The 14591-nt window shown below is 70.6% G+C and carries 14 protein-coding genes; 12 read left to right on the top strand and 2 right to left on the bottom strand.

The annotated features are described in order from the left end of the window. Positions 1-264: 264 nt before the first annotated feature. On the top strand, positions 265-1506 hold the full coding sequence (locus tag ABIC70_RS20750; RefSeq protein WP_053609494.1) for a sensor histidine kinase: 1242 nt from the start codon (positions 265-267) through the stop codon (positions 1504-1506). Positions 1507-1527: 21 nt separating this feature from the next. On the opposite strand, the gene ABIC70_RS20755 is transcribed toward ABIC70_RS20750, so the two are convergent. After that, the gene (locus ABIC70_RS20755) at positions 1528-1869 is read right to left on the bottom strand and encodes an Hpt domain-containing protein (RefSeq protein ID WP_043354763.1); all 342 of its coding nucleotides are present in this window, start codon (positions 1867-1869) and stop codon (positions 1528-1530) included. A 508-nt stretch (positions 1870-2377) separates the two neighbouring features. On the opposite strand from ABIC70_RS20755, the gene ABIC70_RS20760 reads away from it, so the two are divergent. From ABIC70_RS20760 to ABIC70_RS20795, 8 genes are all read left to right on the top strand, one after another. Further along, the gene (locus tag ABIC70_RS20760; RefSeq protein ID WP_274926877.1) at positions 2378-3355 is read left to right on the top strand and encodes an ATP-binding cassette domain-containing protein; all 978 of its coding nucleotides are present in this window, start codon (positions 2378-2380) and stop codon (positions 3353-3355) included. After that, entirely contained in the window at positions 3352-3675 is a 324-nt protein-coding gene (locus tag ABIC70_RS20765) for a low molecular weight protein tyrosine phosphatase family protein (protein ID WP_053609496.1), read from the top strand. The genes ABIC70_RS20760 and ABIC70_RS20765 overlap by 4 nt, the downstream gene beginning before the upstream one ends. A 199-nt stretch (positions 3676-3874) precedes the next feature. After that, positions 3875-4660, top strand: a complete 786-nt coding sequence (locus tag ABIC70_RS20770) for a YfdX family protein (protein WP_182591793.1) — start codon at positions 3875-3877, stop codon at positions 4658-4660. Between the two features lie 72 nt (positions 4661-4732). Next, on the top strand, positions 4733-5086 hold the full coding sequence (locus ABIC70_RS20775; protein WP_354440926.1) for a hypothetical protein: 354 nt from the start codon (positions 4733-4735) through the stop codon (positions 5084-5086). Between the two features lie 137 nt (positions 5087-5223). Next, positions 5224-5427 carry a hypothetical protein gene (locus ABIC70_RS20780; protein WP_043382839.1) on the top strand — a complete coding sequence of 68 codons (204 nt, stop codon included), beginning with the start codon at positions 5224-5226 and terminating at the stop codon, positions 5425-5427. A 236-nt stretch (positions 5428-5663) separates the two neighbouring features. Further along, a complete protein-coding gene (locus ABIC70_RS20785) occupies positions 5664-7127 on the top strand; it encodes a sensor histidine kinase (protein ID WP_278305852.1) in 1464 nt (487 codons plus the stop codon). Continuing rightward, positions 7112-8512: a sigma-54-dependent transcriptional regulator gene (locus ABIC70_RS20790; RefSeq protein ID WP_043758779.1), complete on the top strand. Its 1401-nt coding sequence runs from the start codon at positions 7112-7114 to the stop codon at positions 8510-8512. Before ABIC70_RS20785 ends, ABIC70_RS20790 begins: the two co-directional genes overlap by 16 nt. 147 nt (positions 8513-8659) lie before the next feature. Continuing rightward, positions 8660-9979 carry an MFS transporter gene (locus tag ABIC70_RS20795; protein WP_354440928.1) on the top strand — a complete coding sequence of 440 codons (1320 nt, stop codon included), beginning with the start codon at positions 8660-8662 and terminating at the stop codon, positions 9977-9979. 103 nt (positions 9980-10082) lie between these two features. On the opposite strand, the gene ABIC70_RS20800 is transcribed toward ABIC70_RS20795, so the two are convergent. After that, the gene (locus ABIC70_RS20800; RefSeq protein ID WP_043350951.1) at positions 10083-10301 is read right to left on the bottom strand and encodes a hypothetical protein; all 219 of its coding nucleotides are present in this window, start codon (positions 10299-10301) and stop codon (positions 10083-10085) included. A gap of 170 nt (positions 10302-10471) precedes the next feature. Here ABIC70_RS20800 and ABIC70_RS20805 point away from each other — a divergent pair, with 170 nt between their 5' ends. From ABIC70_RS20805 to eda, 3 genes are all read left to right on the top strand, one after another. Next, complete coding sequence (locus tag ABIC70_RS20805) at positions 10472-11593, top strand: type II asparaginase (protein ID WP_043350954.1); 1122 nt, start codon at positions 10472-10474, stop codon at positions 11591-11593. A 339-nt stretch (positions 11594-11932) separates the two neighbouring features. Then, complete coding sequence (gene edd, locus ABIC70_RS20810) at positions 11933-13759, top strand: phosphogluconate dehydratase (protein WP_354440931.1); 1827 nt, start codon at positions 11933-11935, stop codon at positions 13757-13759. Positions 13760-13781: 22 nt separating this feature from the next. Continuing rightward, positions 13782-14417 (top strand): bifunctional 4-hydroxy-2-oxoglutarate aldolase/2-dehydro-3-deoxy-phosphogluconate aldolase, encoded by a 636-nt coding sequence (gene eda / locus ABIC70_RS20815; RefSeq protein ID WP_354440933.1) that lies wholly within the window; start codon positions 13782-13784, stop codon positions 14415-14417. Positions 14418-14591: the final 174 nt, after the last annotated feature.

Below are 14591 nucleotides of genomic sequence, written 5' to 3' on the forward strand. Positions count from 1 at the left end.
CGTCTTCGCGCCTGCACTCGGCGATTAAAACCGTCTCACCTGCGACCGAATACCGTACTCGTTTGATTATCCCGCGCGCCATGCTAGCGTGACACGTCCAGCGATTCGCTTGGCTGCGAGTGGCCAGACGGCACCAGAAGCGGTTCAGACCGCCAGTGCCGCTCAGGCTCCGACTTCGCGTCGCCGCGCCGCGTGATCGGGAGACCTCCGGCGGTGCGCCTTGCACGGGCGCCCCGTCGCGACGACGAGGGGGGAAGGCGGGCGATGGATGCGGACATCGTACGGCCGCGGATCGACGGGGTTGAGTGCCACGTCGAGACGCTCGAAGCGGAGAACATCCGCCTGCGCCACTTGCTCTCCCAGGCCACAACGCAGGCGGACCGGGAACGGCAGCGGAGCCGGCGGCTCGGTCGGATCGTCGAAGCGGCGAGCCGTGTCGAAGCCGGGCGCCTGGCGGCCGAATGGATTGCGACGCCGCACAGGCCGACATTCCGGGGATCTTCCGGGCTCGGCTCGGCGATGGCACCACGCGCCACCGACCGGCTGCTCCCGTCGGGGTCACAGCAAGCCACAAACGATTTCCTGGAACTGCTGGACCGTGACGGGTGCCTGATCACCGCCAGCGAGGACGGCCCGGCCCTGTCCGCCGCCGCGGACGAGGCGGAGGCGATCGGCCGGCCCTGGATCGAGGCCTGGACGCGCGCCGAGGATCGGGAGGCCGTGGCCGCGGCCCTGGACCGGGCGCGGATCGGACGCCCGAGCCGGTTTCAGGCCCAGTCGGAGACCGGCGGCACGATCCGGTGGTGGGACGTGGCCGTCACGCCGATCGGCGCGGCACCGGACCGGCCCGAGCGCATCCTGGCCGTGTCACGCGATATCACCGAGTTGAAGCTGACCGAGGCGAACCAGACGCTGCTGATGCAGGAACTCGCCCATCGCATGAAGAACACGATGGCCATGGTCCAGGCCGTTGCCACGCAGACGATGCGCAACGCGCCCTCGCTGGAGGCGGCCGGCGAGGCCTTGGCCGCGCGGCTTCTGGCCCTGGCCAAGGCCCACGACGTCCTGCTGCAGGGCTCCTTCGCCCGGGCTTCACTGACGGGCCTGGTCGAGGGGGCCGTGTCCCTCCACGGGGACGGCGTGGCGGGCCGCTTCCGCATCGCCGGCCCCGATCTGACGCTCGGCCCGCGGCACGGCATGACCCTGGCGCTGATGCTGCACGAGCTCGGGACCAACGCGGCCAAGTACGGCGCGCTGTCGGTGGCCGCAGGCTGGGTCCGCATCACCTGGAACGTCGCGGAGGCGGCGGGCGGGCAGACGCTCCGGTTCCGGTGGGAGGAGAGCGGCGGACCGCCCGTCACGCCTCCGACCCGGACGGGCTTCGGCACCCGTCTCATCGCCCGCAGCCTCGCCCACAGCTTCGGCGGGACCGCCCACCTGAGCTATCCCCGCGAGGGCGCGGTGCTGACCTTCGAGGCGCCCCTCGACGCCGTGATGGCGGCCTGATCCGGACTTTGCTGCCCGGCGCTAGGCGCTGAGCCGGGTCTGCGCCCGCAGGTCCCGGAGGGCCGCGATCGTCCGGTCGCGCAGGGTTCTGAGGTCGATCAGCGATCCAGTCAGATCGTCGCCGGCCTTGGCGGATTCCTCGAGACCGCGGCAGGCCCGGGACAGCTCGGCGCAGCCGAGCATGCCCGACATCGAGACCAGCGTATGCGCCTCGCGGCCGTAATCGTCATTGGCGCGATCCGGCCCCTCGAAGGCGGTGGTGAGACTGACGACGAACCGGTCGAGGAGGCCGACGAGCTTCTCCGCGCCGATGACGGCCGTGAGTTCATCGAGCGCGTCCCGGTCCACCAGGGAGTGCGACACCGTCCGTCTCCAATTGCGGATGCGTCGCAGCAATCAAGAAGCGCGCAACCAGGTCGTTGGCCAGAGGCCAGACTTGCACAGACATGTTTACACCGGCCTGCGTCAGCTTTTCAACAAAGCGTGACCGGTTGGCGCCCTCATCGGGACGGATCCCGGCGCGCCGGTCGGCGCGAGGCGGCCGCCCAGTCGACTGAGAAGCGTTCCGGGCGCGGCGCAACCCACATTGGCACGACCGTGCGCCGCGCGTTGCGAATCAGTTCGGGCTCTCCTAGCCTCGGGAACTGTCGCGCTGGCATCGGGAGGGAGCTGCATGAGTGCTGTGTTTGCCGTCCTCCCCGCAGGACTTGACCGCGCCCCCGTGCGGGTCGGCTAAACGCTTCCCGCTTTCGCCCGGCCCCGCTGCCCGGCGCTCCTGAATACACGCCCGTCTCATTTCGCCGGCGCGCATCCTTCGCGATGGTGCGCCCGCGTCGCTCGGAGCCGACGCCTGCCCGCGTTGGGCACATGCATGTCTCTGTCCTCGCCCCGGCAGGCGGACGCGGTCCGTCGCGTCCTGGCCTTCGTCGTCCGCAGCTGGCACAGGCGCTGGCCCCTCGTCGCCGGTCTCACCGGCGCGATCACGCTCGCCACCCTGGCGGAAGTGTTGCTGCCGCTCTACGCGGGCCGCTTGGTCGATGCCCTTTCCGGCAACGAGCGCCGCGCGGCGCTGGAGGCGGCGTGGCCCGCCTTCCTGGCGATGACCGGGCTCGGCCTCGCCACCGCGGTGCTGCGGCATGTCGCGTGGAGCCTGGTGGTGCCGCTCTCGCTGCACACCATGAGCGGCATCGTCCGCAACGGCTTCGGCCGGGTCCAGCGCTTCTCCCCGGAGTGGCACGCCAACACCTTCTCGGGCTCCACGGTCCGGAAGATCTCCCGCGGCATGTGGGCGATCGACGGACAGGACGTGGCGTCGGCGAGCCAAGCGAGCCTGCGGGCTCAGGTCGCCATCGTGCCCCAGGAACCGGTGCTGTTCCACCGCTCCCTGGCCGAGAACATCGCCTATGCCCGCCCCGGCACCTCGGCGCAGGAGATCGAGCGGGCGGCGCATCTCGCGAACGCGCACGCCTTCATCGGGCGGCTGCCCAAGGGCTACGCCACGCTGGTCGGCGAGCGCGGGGTCAAGCTCTCGGTCGGCGAGCGCCAGCGCGTGGCGCTCGCCCGCGCCTTCCTGGCGGATGCGCCGATCCTGATCCTCGACGAGGCGACCTCGAGTTTGGATTCGGAATCCGGGGCGCTGGTGCAGGAGGCCATGATCCGACTGATGCGCGGGCGCACCGCCATCGTCATCGCCCATCGGCTGTCGACGGTGCGGGCCCTCGATCGCATCCTCGTCTTCGACCGCGGCCGCATCGTCGAGGACGGCCCCCACGCAACCCTGAAGCGTCGCCCGAACGGGGCGTATCGGGCCCTGTTCGAGCGGCAATCCGTCCTGGCGGAGGGCGTGTGAGGATCCTGTTCGTCTGCGGCCGGGCGCGCGCCCGCAGCCCGACTGCAGAGCAGATCTTCGCGCGCGTCCCTGGGATCGAGACGGCCAGCGCCGGCGTGTCGCCCGACGCCGACGAGCCGGTGGACGTCGACCATCTCGCCTGGGCCGAGATCGTCGTCGTCATGGAGCCCGCGCACCGGCGCAAGATGATGCGGCGCTTCGGGGCACATCTGCGCGGGGTCCGCCTCGTCTGCCTCGATGTCCCCGACGCCTACGCGTTCATGGCGCCCGCGTTGGTCCGCCTGCTGGAAGCGCGCGCGGGCCGCTTCCTGCCGCGCTGAGCGCGCGCCGCGGAGGAACCCGCGACGCCGGCCGACGGATCGCCATCGCCACCCGGTCTCCGATGCCGTCCACCGCATTGCCGTTTTTTAATCATGCGGACATGCCACCAAATCATCGCCGGTCTATTATCTGAACACGGAATGAATAAGGCCAATGCAGATGAAGGCCTTGTCTCCGGCAATAGAGGGATATTTCATTATGTCCTACCATAAATCCATGGTTGCGGCCCTCGTGCTCACCACAATCGTCGGCGGAACGGCCTACGCGGCGGAGCAGGCGGCCCAGCACAACGGCACGCAGGTCAGCGCGAGCCAGACCGCGATCGACAAGGATGTCGGCAAGCTCTCGAAGGACGGCGCGCAGGGCTTCAGGGATCTCCAGCTTACCCGCCTCGCGATCTTCGAGGCCAATCCCGGCCAGGCCAAGGACATGATCGCCAAGGCTCAGGCGGCCTTCGCGAAGGCCAAGTCCGACGACGCGGTGTTCACCAAGGCCGAGGCCGAGCTCAAGTCGCCGGCCGACATGGCCGCTCACAAGGCGACCGCGCCGGGGGACAAGGCCGGAGCCAAGCCGGCTTCCAAGGAGCAGGTCGCCTGGGTGCCTGTCGACGCGCAGCTGACCTTGGGCGACGATTTCGTGGCCACGCCCACCAAGGCCTCGGCGGTGACCGAGGCGAACAAGAACCTCGCACAGGGTGACCAGAAAGGCGCCTTGGAGAAGCTCAAGCTCGCCCATGTCGACGTCAATTTCACGATGGCAGTCCTGCCGCTGAACACGACCATCGCAAATGTCGACCAGGCGGCGGCGCTGATCGGACAGGGCAAGTATTACGAAGCGAATGCGGCTCTGAAGACAGCCCAGGACAACATGCGCTTCGACGTCATCGATGCGGTCGCGGTGCCCCAGAAGGCGACCGCCGCCGCGGCCGACAAGGGCGTGCCGCAGGCCACCGGCACGACCGCGGGTGCCAAGACCGGCCAGTGACCGACCGCTGAGGACGGCCGCGCCCGATGGATCTCAGGCGCGGCCCGGTCGGCACGAACACGGGAGGGTCGCGTGCGGCGATTCTGGATCTCGGCCGTCCTGGGACTCGAACTGCTCCTCGGCGGAACCCTGACGGCGTCCGCGCGGGCGTCGGGGGTTCCGGACTTCAATATCCGGGCGATCTGCGCGCCGGAGCACCGGGCGGGATCCAGCGCCGTCGATCGGGCGAGCTACCGGGGTTGCCTGTCCGACGAGGCTGCCGCGCGGCGCACCCTGATCAGGCGCTGGGCCACGTTCGACGTGGCGGAGCGCCTGACCTGTGCGGCGGAGAGCCAGATCGGCGGCGCCCCATCCTACGTGGCGATGCTGACCTGCCTGCAGCTCGGAAGCGACGCGCTGCCGGTCAACCCGTCGGGTCCGCCCTGAGACGACGGCATCCGCGCGACGCCCGCCTGCACGCGCCATGTCGACGCCGCAACGGATCGCACGTCCGTGATCCACGCATGAGGAACCAGCGACATCTCCAAGACGTCCTGCACTATCTATTGAATGGAGGAGGCATCATGTTCAAGACTACGGCTCGCGCTGCTCTTTGCCTGGCTTGCGTCTGGTCCATCACGCCCGCTCTGGCGGCCCCGAAGGAGATGCCCCAGGGCAAGCGTGATGAGATGTCGATGAAGGACACCAAGCACGAGGTGGCGATGCAGCGGAAGGAGAATAAGGAAGCCAACAAGAACGTCGACAGCCTGATCACGAACCGCAAGTGAGCGGTCGCGTTCCCGTCGACGACTGACTGTCTTGCTACCGAGAGGAACACCGGACGCGGTGCTCCTCTCCCGGCGGTCCCGGGCCTGGCTCGGGACGGCTCGCGCGCGGGGCACTCGGCATCGCGGCCCGCGTGCGGCCTTCGAGTGGTCACCGGGCCGGGCCTTGGCTTAGGGATGGGTCCGGGCGCGCACGGCGCCGCCGCAGGAGCCAGCGCCATGCCCGGTCGGACTTCGTCGTGACGGCCTACAGCCTGCGCGCCCGGCTGCTCGCGCTCTGGGTCCTGCTGCTCGCCTCCGCGGCTGCGACCGCCTACCTGATGTTCGGCGTGTACAATCAATCGACCGGCGTCCAGGTGGCGCAGGCCGATCTCGCGGTCGGCCGCGCCTGCCGCGAGATCATCGACCGCTACGCCGCCCTGGTCCGCGCCCGCGGCCGCGGAATCACAGAGGGCGACCGCGTCGGCACCGTGTCCGCCGCGCTGGCGCGCTTCCCCGGCATCGAGGGCGGGATCTGGAGCGCCTCGGGCAAGTCCGTGGCCTACGCCTATCCGACCTACGAGGGGACCGGACCGAAGACCGACCTTCCGGCGGCCGAGCACGACGCCATCGCGGCATTGAACGCCCAGGCCCTGCGCGTCGACCACGCGGTCTCGGACCGCCGGCCGAGCCGGACCCAGGTGCTGATGCTTCAGGCCTGCCCTCTTCACGGGCCGGAGGCCGGCCTCACGGCGTGGGCGATGGCGCGGGCGCATGTCAACGACGGCCCGACCTACACGCGCTTCCTCGCCGGGCTCGGCTTCCTGGCCGCGACCGTGCTCGGATCGGCGGCCTTCCTGGGCTGGTTCCTGTACGGCTTCTCCGGGCGGATCGCCCGCCTGGAAGCGGCACTCGCAGCGCCGCGCCCGGACGGCGAGGATCTGCCGCATCTCGACCGCACCGGCGAGCGGGAGCTCGACCGGCTGGTGGACGCCCTCAACGCCGCAGGCGGTCGGCTGCGGGAGGCGCAGTCCCGCATCGTGGCGACCGAGCGCTTGGCCGCGGTCGGCCGGCTGGCGGCGAGCATCGCCCATGAGATCCGCAATCCCATCGCGGCGATGCGGCTGAAGGCCGAGAACGCCCTGGTCAGCGGCGATCCGCACCGCGCCGCCTCCGCCCTCGAGACGGTGCTCGGCCAGATCGCCCGGGTCGACACTTTGCTGCGCGACCTCCTCAACCTGACGCAGGCGCGGGCGCTCAACCGGACTCCCACGCCGGTGGCGCCCCTCCTGGCGGAATGCGCGCATCTGCACGAGGATCTGGCGCACGCGCGCTCCGTTCGGATCGCGATCGCCGCCGACGGATTGCCCGCCACGGACCATCCGCATCTCGACCGGGCGCAGATCGCCCGGGCCCTCGACAACCTGCTGCTGAACGCCCTGCAGCACGCGCCGCCGGGCGGCCGGATCCGCCTCGGGGCCGAACGGCTCACGGCCGACGGCGCCTTGCGGCTGCGCCTCAGCGTCGCCGATACCGGCGCCGGCATCGATCCGGCGATTCGCGCCAGCCTGTTCGAGCCCTTCGTCACCAGCCGGCCCGACGGCACCGGCCTCGGCCTCGCGATCGTCCGCGAGATCGCCCTGGCGCATCGCGGCGAGGCCAGGCTGGTCGCGGACGCCCCCGAGACCACCTTTGTCCTGGATCTGCCATGGCAACCATCCTGATCGTCGACGACGACAGAGCCCTGCGCGACGGGCTCGCCGAGACGGTGACCGATCTCGGACATACACCGGTCCCGGTCGCGTCCGGCTCGGAGGCGCTGGCGCGGCTGCACGAGGGGCCGGTGGCGGCGGTGCTCCTCGACCTGCGCATGCCCGGCGACCTCGACGGCATGGCCACGCTGGAGCGGATCCGTGCCCTGCCGGAGCCCCCGCCCGTGACGGTGCTGACCGCCTTCGCGAGCCCGGCCAACACCATCGAGGCGATGCGCCTCGGCGCGCACGACCACCTCACCAAGCCGATCGGCCGCGCGGACCTCGCCGCGGTGCTCGACGCGATGCTGCGCGAGGCCCGGTTCGATCCGGGCAGCGCCGCCCCGCCGCCGGAGCATCCGGTTCTGATCGGATCGAGCGCGGGCATGCGGAAGATCCAGAAGACCATCGGCCTCGTCGCCGACAGCGCGTCGACGATCCTGATCCAGGGCGAGACCGGCACCGGCAAGGAAGAGGTCGCCCGGGCCCTGCACGCCTTCTCGCGGCGCCGCGCGCGGCCGTTCATCCCGGTGAACTGCGCGGCGATCCCGGCCGATGCCCTGGAGAGCGCGCTGTTCGGCCATGTCCGGGGGGCCTTCGCGGGCGCGATCGCGGACCGCGCCGGCGCTTTCCACGAGGCCGAGGGCGGCACCCTGTTCCTGGACGAGATCGGCGACATGCCGGCGGCGATGCAGGCCAAGATCCTGCGGGTGATCCAGGATTGCGTCGTGACCCCGCTGGGGGGTCGGTCCACCCGGGTCGATGTCCGCCTCGTGGCGGCGACGCATCGCGATCTGCCGCAGCTGGTCGCCGAGGGTCGGTTCCGGGCCGACCTGTTCTACCGGCTGAACGTCGTGCCGATCACCCTGCCGCCCCTGCGTGAGCGCCTCGCCGACATCGTGCCCCTGGCCGAGCATTTCCTCGTGCCCTCGGGCAAGCGCCTCAGCGGTGGAGCCGCCTCGCGCCTGCTGGCCTACGAATGGCCCGGCAACGTCCGGGAGTTGCGCAACGTCGTGGAGCGGGCGGCCATGCTGGTGCGCGGTGGCGCCATCGCGGCCGAGGCGATCGACCTGCCGGCGATGCGGACCGACCGGCGTGGCGGCGATACGGCGGACAGCTGGCTGGCCGGGGATCTGCCCGGCGCCGTCGCCCGCCTGGAGCGGACCATGATCGCCGCCGCGCTCCGCGAAGCCGACGGCAACCGCGCCCGCGCCGCCCGCCGCCTCGGCATCCAGCGGCAGCTCCTCTACGCCAAGATCGAGCGCTATGGCCTCGCTGCGCCAGGGGCTGATCTGTCGGAAGAGACGACAGAAGCTGTCGGGAATCCGGACGCTGCGCGGGACATCGACCCGAGCTGACGCCTCTGGGACCGGAGAAGCGTTCACATCCGGCGTGAGGACTGCCGCGGCCGGGAACCGTTGGCACGCGCGGGCGTCGAGCCCCGCATGCGACGGCGCGGCCCGGATCGGGACCGGGCCATTCGTCGATCGGGGGATCGCGGCGGGATGGACAGGATCGAGACAGGCGCGGGCGCGCGCGGCAGCCGGACCACCTCCGCGAAGGCTTTGCGCGGCCTCGACGCGCTCAACTTTTTCCTCGCGGACGTGCGTGACGGCCTCGGCCCCTACCTCGCCATCTACCTGATCGCCGTGCGCGGTCCCGACCAGGGCTGGAACGAGGCCACCACCGGCCTCGTGATGACCATTGCGGGGATCCTTGGCCTCGTAGCGCAGACGCCGGCCGGGGCGCTGATCGACGCCACCAACCACAAGCGCGCGGTGGTGATCGGCGGTGCCATCGCAGTGACGGCAAGCTGCCTCGTCCTGCCGTTCATCACCAACTTCTACCTCGTCACCGCCACCCAATCGATCGCCCACGTCGCCGGCACGATCTTCCCTCCGGCGCTCGCCGCGATCACCCTCGGCCTCGTCGGCCCGAAAATGTTCGCCAAGCGGATCGGCCGCAACGAAGGCTTCAACCACGCCGGCAACGCGGTCTCCGCGGCGCTGGCGGGCGGACTGGCCTATTTCTTCGGGCCCGTGGTCGTGTTCTGGCTGATGGGCATCCTGGCGGCGCTCTCGATCGGCGCCATGCTGATGGTGCCGGCCGACGCCATCGACAACGACCTCGCCCGGGGCATGACCGAGGAGGAGGAGCAGGCGCAGGAGAAGCCCTCGGGCCTCGCCACCCTGCTGCAGAACCGGGCGCTGCTCCTGTTCGCGGTGCTTTGCGCGATCTTCCACCTCGCCAACGCGGCAATGCTGACCTCGGTGGGCCAGCTCCTGACGCACCTGTCGGGCAAGGACCACGCGACGTCGCTGATCGCGGTCTGCATCGTAGCGGCGCAATGCGTGATGGTGCCGGTGGCGATCTTCGTGGGCGCCAAGGCCGACGTGATCGGCCGAAAGCCGATCTTCCTGAGCGCTTTCGGGATCCTGGCGCTGCGCGGCGTGCTCTACACCCTGTCGGACAACCCGTTCTGGCTGGTGGGCGTGCAGCTCCTCGACGGGATCGGCGCCGGCGTCTACGGCGCGCTGTTCCCGATCGTGGTGGCCGACCTGACCCGCGGCGGCGGCCGGTTCAACGCGGCCCAGGGCGCCGTGGCCACGGCTCAGGGAATTGGCGCCTCGTTGAGCGCCACGCTCGCCGGCGTCATCATCGTGTCCGCCGGCTATTCCACCGCCTTCCTGGCGCTGGCGGCCATCGCGGCGCTCGGCTTCGTCCTGTACTTCGCACTGATGCCCGAGACCCGTGGCGCGGTGCGCGCGGGCACCGAGCCCGAGAGCGGCGGGGGCAGGACCCCGGCTGTGCCGGTGCGCGCCTGAACGCGGCGCTTCGACCCCGAAGCCACGACGGCTTCTGCCGTCCGTGTCGATGCCTGGCGCCGCAGGCGAAGCCGAAAGCGGCGCCGTTCCTGTCGGCCGGGCCTTACGACACCGCGGCCAGCTCCGGCGCAGCCGTCGCCGTAGCCGGGTCGGTCGCCTCCGGCGGGGCCTTCCGCGAGACGTAGTAGATGTCGACGGCGCGCCAGAAGGCCCCCTGCTCTTCCACCGAGCGGCGGGCAAGGGACGCCTCGAGGATCGACATCGCGGCCCGTGCGGGCTCGCTCCGCTCGAGTTCCTCGAGCAGGCCGGCGAGATTCAGCATGGGGCTTACCTCCGAGCGGACAACAACCCCGACTAACGCCCGAGCGGGCGTAACGATCCGCCGCGCCCTGCATGTCCGAGCCCTGCATGATCCTTGCCTCGGACCGAGGCGCGGCTACCATCCCCGCGTCGAGTCCGACTCGTCCTCCCGTCCACCATCGAGGATTTCCGATGTTCTCCTGCCGAAGCGGTGCGGCCCTACCCCTGCGCGGAGCGATCTTCGCCCTGGCCCTGGCCGGCGGATTCGGGGCGGCTCCCCTCGGCGCCCGCGAGATGCCCGAGTCCGGCACCGCCGCAGCGGTGAAGAAGCCGAACGTCGTGATCCTCGCCACCGGCGGCACGATCGCCGGCGCCGGCGCCGATGCCGCCAACAGCGCCACGTACACGGCCGCGAAGGTGCCGGTCGACAAGCTGATCGCGGCCGTGCCGCAGGTGAACACCATCGCCAATGTCCGCGGCGAACAGGTCTTCCAGATCGCCTCCGAGAGCTTCACCGACGCCCAGCTCGTCCAGCTCGGCAAGCGCGTGTCCCAGCTTCTGAAGCAGGATGACGTCGACGGCGTCGTCATCACCCACGGGACCGACACCCTGGAGGAGACCGCGTTCTTCCTCGATCTCGTGGTGAAGAGCGACAAGCCGATCGTGGTGGTCGGCTCGATGCGGCCGGGCACGGCGATCTCGGCGGACGGTGCCCTCAACCTGCTCGACGCCGTCACGGTCGCCGCCAGCAAGGAGGCGGTCGGCCAGGGCGTCACCGTGACGATGAACGACTACATCCAGTCCGGCCGCGACGTGAACAAGCGGACCAACATCGTGCCCAGCGCCTTCTACAGCCAATGGGGCCCGCTCGGCATGGTCGTCGAGGGCAAGACCTATTTCTTCCGCTCGCTCACGAAGCGGCACAACATGAGCTCCGAATTCGACATCGACCAGATCGACAGCCTGCCGCTGGTCGGCATCGTCTACGGCTCGGGCAACATGATCCCGGGCGTTTACGATGCCGAGGTCCAAGCGGGCGCCAAGGCGATCGTCAACGCCGGCACCGGCAACGGCTCGGTCCCCGGCTACCTCGTCGACAAGCTCAAGGACATCCGCTCCAAGGGGACGCTCGTGATCCGTTCCTCACGGGTGCCGGATGGATTCGTCCTGCGCAACGCCGAGCAGCCCGACGACAAGTACGATTGGGTGGTCGCCCACGATCTGAACCCCGCCAAGGCCAAGGTCCTGGCGGCCGTGGCGCTTACAAAGACGACCGACACCAAGGAGTTGCAGCGCATCTTCTGGGAGTATTGAGGGTCGGCGACGGACGCGTGCCGCCCGGGTCGCAAGCGCGGATTCCGGCGCCGCTGCAACCCGGGCGGTCCCATCAGCCGCGCCTCATTCTGAGGTGCGGCGACGTCGCCTCGCAGGAGCGCTCCGGCGAGCCGCCCGATGCCTGGAGCGCCCCGGCGCCTCAGGATGAGGCCGTGAATCGGACGCCGGCTCCCGAAATGGCCGGGCGCTCCCGCGCGCCGCCCGGGTTACATCCCGCGGTGCACTCCTTAGATACCAGCCACCGACGCGGCCGCCGGACCGAGCCCGAATCACGGCCTCAGCCCCGCGCCCGTCGGCACCGAGCCTGGAGGAACGAGAATGACCGAGCTTCATCCCGAGGTCGCGGCGGTCACCGAGCGCGTCGTGGCGCGCTCCCGCGAGACCCGGCGCGCCTATCTCGACCTGATCGCCCGTGAGCGCGAGTCGGGGGTCCGGCGCGGCAAGCTCGCCTGCGGCAACCTCGCCCACGGCTTCGCGGCCTCCGGCGAGGACAAGGCGGCGATCCGCGACGAGCGGACGGTGATGAACATCGGCATCGTCACCGCCTACAACGACATGCTCTCGGCTCATCAGCCCTACGGGCGCTATCCGGACCAGATCAAGCTGTTCGCCCGGGAGCGCGGGGCCACCGCGCAGGTGGCGGGCGGGACGCCGGCCATGTGCGATGGCGTCACCCAGGGGCAGACCGGCATGGAGCTGTCGCTGTTCTCCCGGGACACAATCGCCCTGTCCACCGCGGTGGCCCTGAGCCACGGCATGTTCGACGGCGCTGCGCTCCTCGGCATCTGCGACAAGATCGTGCCGGGCCTGCTGATCGGCGCGTTGCGCTTCGGCCACCTGCCGACGATCCTGATCCCGGCCGGGCCCATGCCCTCCGGCCTCGCCAACAAGGAGAAGCAGCGGATCCGCCAGCTCTACGCCGAGGGCAAGGTCGGCCGCGCGGAACTGCTCGAATCCGAGTCGGCCTCCTACCACGGCGCCGGGACCTGCACGTTCTACGGCACCGCCAACTCGAACCAGATGATGATGGACATGATGGGCCTGCACATGCCCGGCGCGTCCTTCATCAATCCCGGCACCAAGCTGCGCCAGGCCGTGACCCGGGCGGCGATCCACCGGCTCACCGAGATCGGCGCAGCCGGCAACGATTACCGGCCGCTCGGCCTGTGCGTCGACGAGAAGGCGATCGTGAACGCCGCGGTCGGCCTGCTCGCCACCGGCGGCTCGACCAACCACGCGATCCATCTGCCGGCCATCGCCCGCGCCGCCGGCATCGTGATCGACTGGGCGGATATCGATCGCCTCTCCAGCGCGGTTCCGCTGATCGCCCGCGTCTATCCGAACGGCTCCGGCGACGTGAACCACTTCCAGGCGGCCGGCGGCATGAGCTTCGTCATGGCCGCGCTGCTGGATGCCGGCCTGCTGCACGACGACATCCTCACCGTGGCGGGCCAGTCGCTGCGCGACCACGCCCGCGACCCGAAGCTCGCCGGCGAGGAGTTGGTCTTCGAGGACGCCGTGCCGGAGAGCCTCGACGACGCGATGCTCCGCCGGCCCGCGAACCCGTTCCAGCCGGATGGCGGCATGCGGCTGGTGAAGGGCAATCTCGGCCGGGCGACGTTCAAGACCAGCGCCGTGGAGGAGCACCGCCGGACCATCGAGGCACCGGCCCGGGTCTTTTCGGACCAGGACGATGTGCTCAAAGCCTTCAAGGCCGGCGAGCTGGAGCGGGACGTCGTGGTGGTTGTCCGCTTCCAGGGCCCGAAGGCCAACGGCATGCCGGAGCTGCACAAGCTCACCCCGCCGCTAGGCGTGCTGCAGGACCGCGGCCACAAGGTCGCGCTGGTGACCGACGGGCGCATGTCGGGGGCTTCGGGCAAGGTTCCGGCCGCGATCCACCTGAGCCCCGAGGCGCTGGGCGGCGGTCCGATCGGGCGGATCCGCGACGGCGACATCGTCCGCCTGAGCGCGGCGGACGGGCTGCTGGAGGTGCTGGTCGACGAGGCAGAGCTGGCCGCCCGGCCGGAGGCCGAGGCTCCGGAGCCGGCGCAGGGCACCGGTCGGGAATTGTTCGCGTTCATGCGCCAGGGGGCCGATACGGCGGAGCGGGGCGCCTCGGCGATGCTCGCCGCCGCCGGTCTCTGAGTTCATAGAGGAGGTGCCGACCATGAATGATCTGACCAGCATCGACGCGCTGATGCGCTCCGTGCCCGTCATTCCGGTCCTGGTGATCGACGACGTGGCTCAGGCCCGGCCCATCGCCGAAGCCCTGGTGAAGGGCGGCCTGACCGCCCTGGAGGTCACCCTGCGCACTCCGGCCGCCCTCGATATCATCCGGGAGATGACCCGGGTCGAGGGCGCGGTTGTGGGCGCCGGGACGGTGCTCAACCCCCGCGACCTGGAGAACGCCCTGGGGGCGGGGGCGGAGTTCATCGTCTCGCCGGGGCTCACCGACCCGCTGACCGACGCCGCCAAGGCCAACGGCGTCCCCTATCTGCCGGGCGTCGCCACGGCGGCCGACATCATGCGCGGGCTCGATCACGGGCTCGACCGGTTCAAGTTCTTCCCGGCCGAGGCTGCGGGCGGGATCAAGGCGCTGAAGGCGCACGCGGCGGTGTTCGGCGCGGTGCGGTTCTGCCCGACGGGTGGGATCACCGAGGCGACCGCCCCCGACTGGCTGGCGCTCCCGTCCGTGCTCTGCGTCGGCGGCAGCTGGGTGGTGAAGCTCGGCACGCCCGATCCGGCGGCGATCGAGCAGGCAGCCCGGGCCGCTGCGGGGCTGCGGACAGGAGCTCACCGCTAAATCGCCGCATCCGAAGGGCGACCCTCCTCCCTCGCGGGGGAGGTAGAGCCGCGGCGTCTCCTGCGTCTCCTGCCGATCCCGATAGATGTCGCCGCCAGCCGGTGCGGCGGATGAAGATCGCGCTTGTCCCGGAGACGCTGGCGTCCGGCGGCGACGTTTAGGCTCGCAGCCCTC

It is taken from the genome of Methylobacterium sp. 1973 (assembly GCF_040545035.1).
Lineage (GTDB): Bacteria > Pseudomonadota > Alphaproteobacteria > Rhizobiales > Beijerinckiaceae > Methylobacterium > Methylobacterium fujisawaense.

Excerpts from the sequence above, each read along its gene's own strand:
- ABIC70_RS20800 (WP_043350951.1), bottom strand. The coding sequence starts at position 10,301 with ATGCTGAATCTCGCCGGCCTGCTCGAGGAACTCGAGCGGAGCGAGCCC.
- ABIC70_RS20795 (WP_354440928.1), top strand. The coding sequence starts at position 8,660 with ATGGACAGGATCGAGACAGGCGCGGGCGCGCGCGGCAGCCGGACCACC.
- edd (WP_354440931.1), top strand. The coding sequence starts at position 11,933 with ATGACCGAGCTTCATCCCGAGGTCGCGGCGGTCACCGAGCGCGTCGTG.
- ABIC70_RS20750 (WP_053609494.1), top strand. The coding sequence starts at position 265 with ATGGATGCGGACATCGTACGGCCGCGGATCGACGGGGTTGAGTGCCAC.
- ABIC70_RS20780 (WP_043382839.1), top strand. The coding sequence starts at position 5,224 with ATGTTCAAGACTACGGCTCGCGCTGCTCTTTGCCTGGCTTGCGTCTGG.
- ABIC70_RS20805 (WP_043350954.1), top strand. The coding sequence starts at position 10,472 with ATGTTCTCCTGCCGAAGCGGTGCGGCCCTACCCCTGCGCGGAGCGATC.
- eda (WP_354440933.1), top strand. The coding sequence starts at position 13,782 with ATGAATGATCTGACCAGCATCGACGCGCTGATGCGCTCCGTGCCCGTC.
- ABIC70_RS20790 (WP_043758779.1), top strand. The coding sequence starts at position 7,112 with ATGGCAACCATCCTGATCGTCGACGACGACAGAGCCCTGCGCGACGGG.
- ABIC70_RS20770 (WP_182591793.1), top strand. The coding sequence starts at position 3,875 with ATGTCCTACCATAAATCCATGGTTGCGGCCCTCGTGCTCACCACAATC.
- ABIC70_RS20760 (WP_274926877.1), top strand. The coding sequence starts at position 2,378 with ATGTCTCTGTCCTCGCCCCGGCAGGCGGACGCGGTCCGTCGCGTCCTG.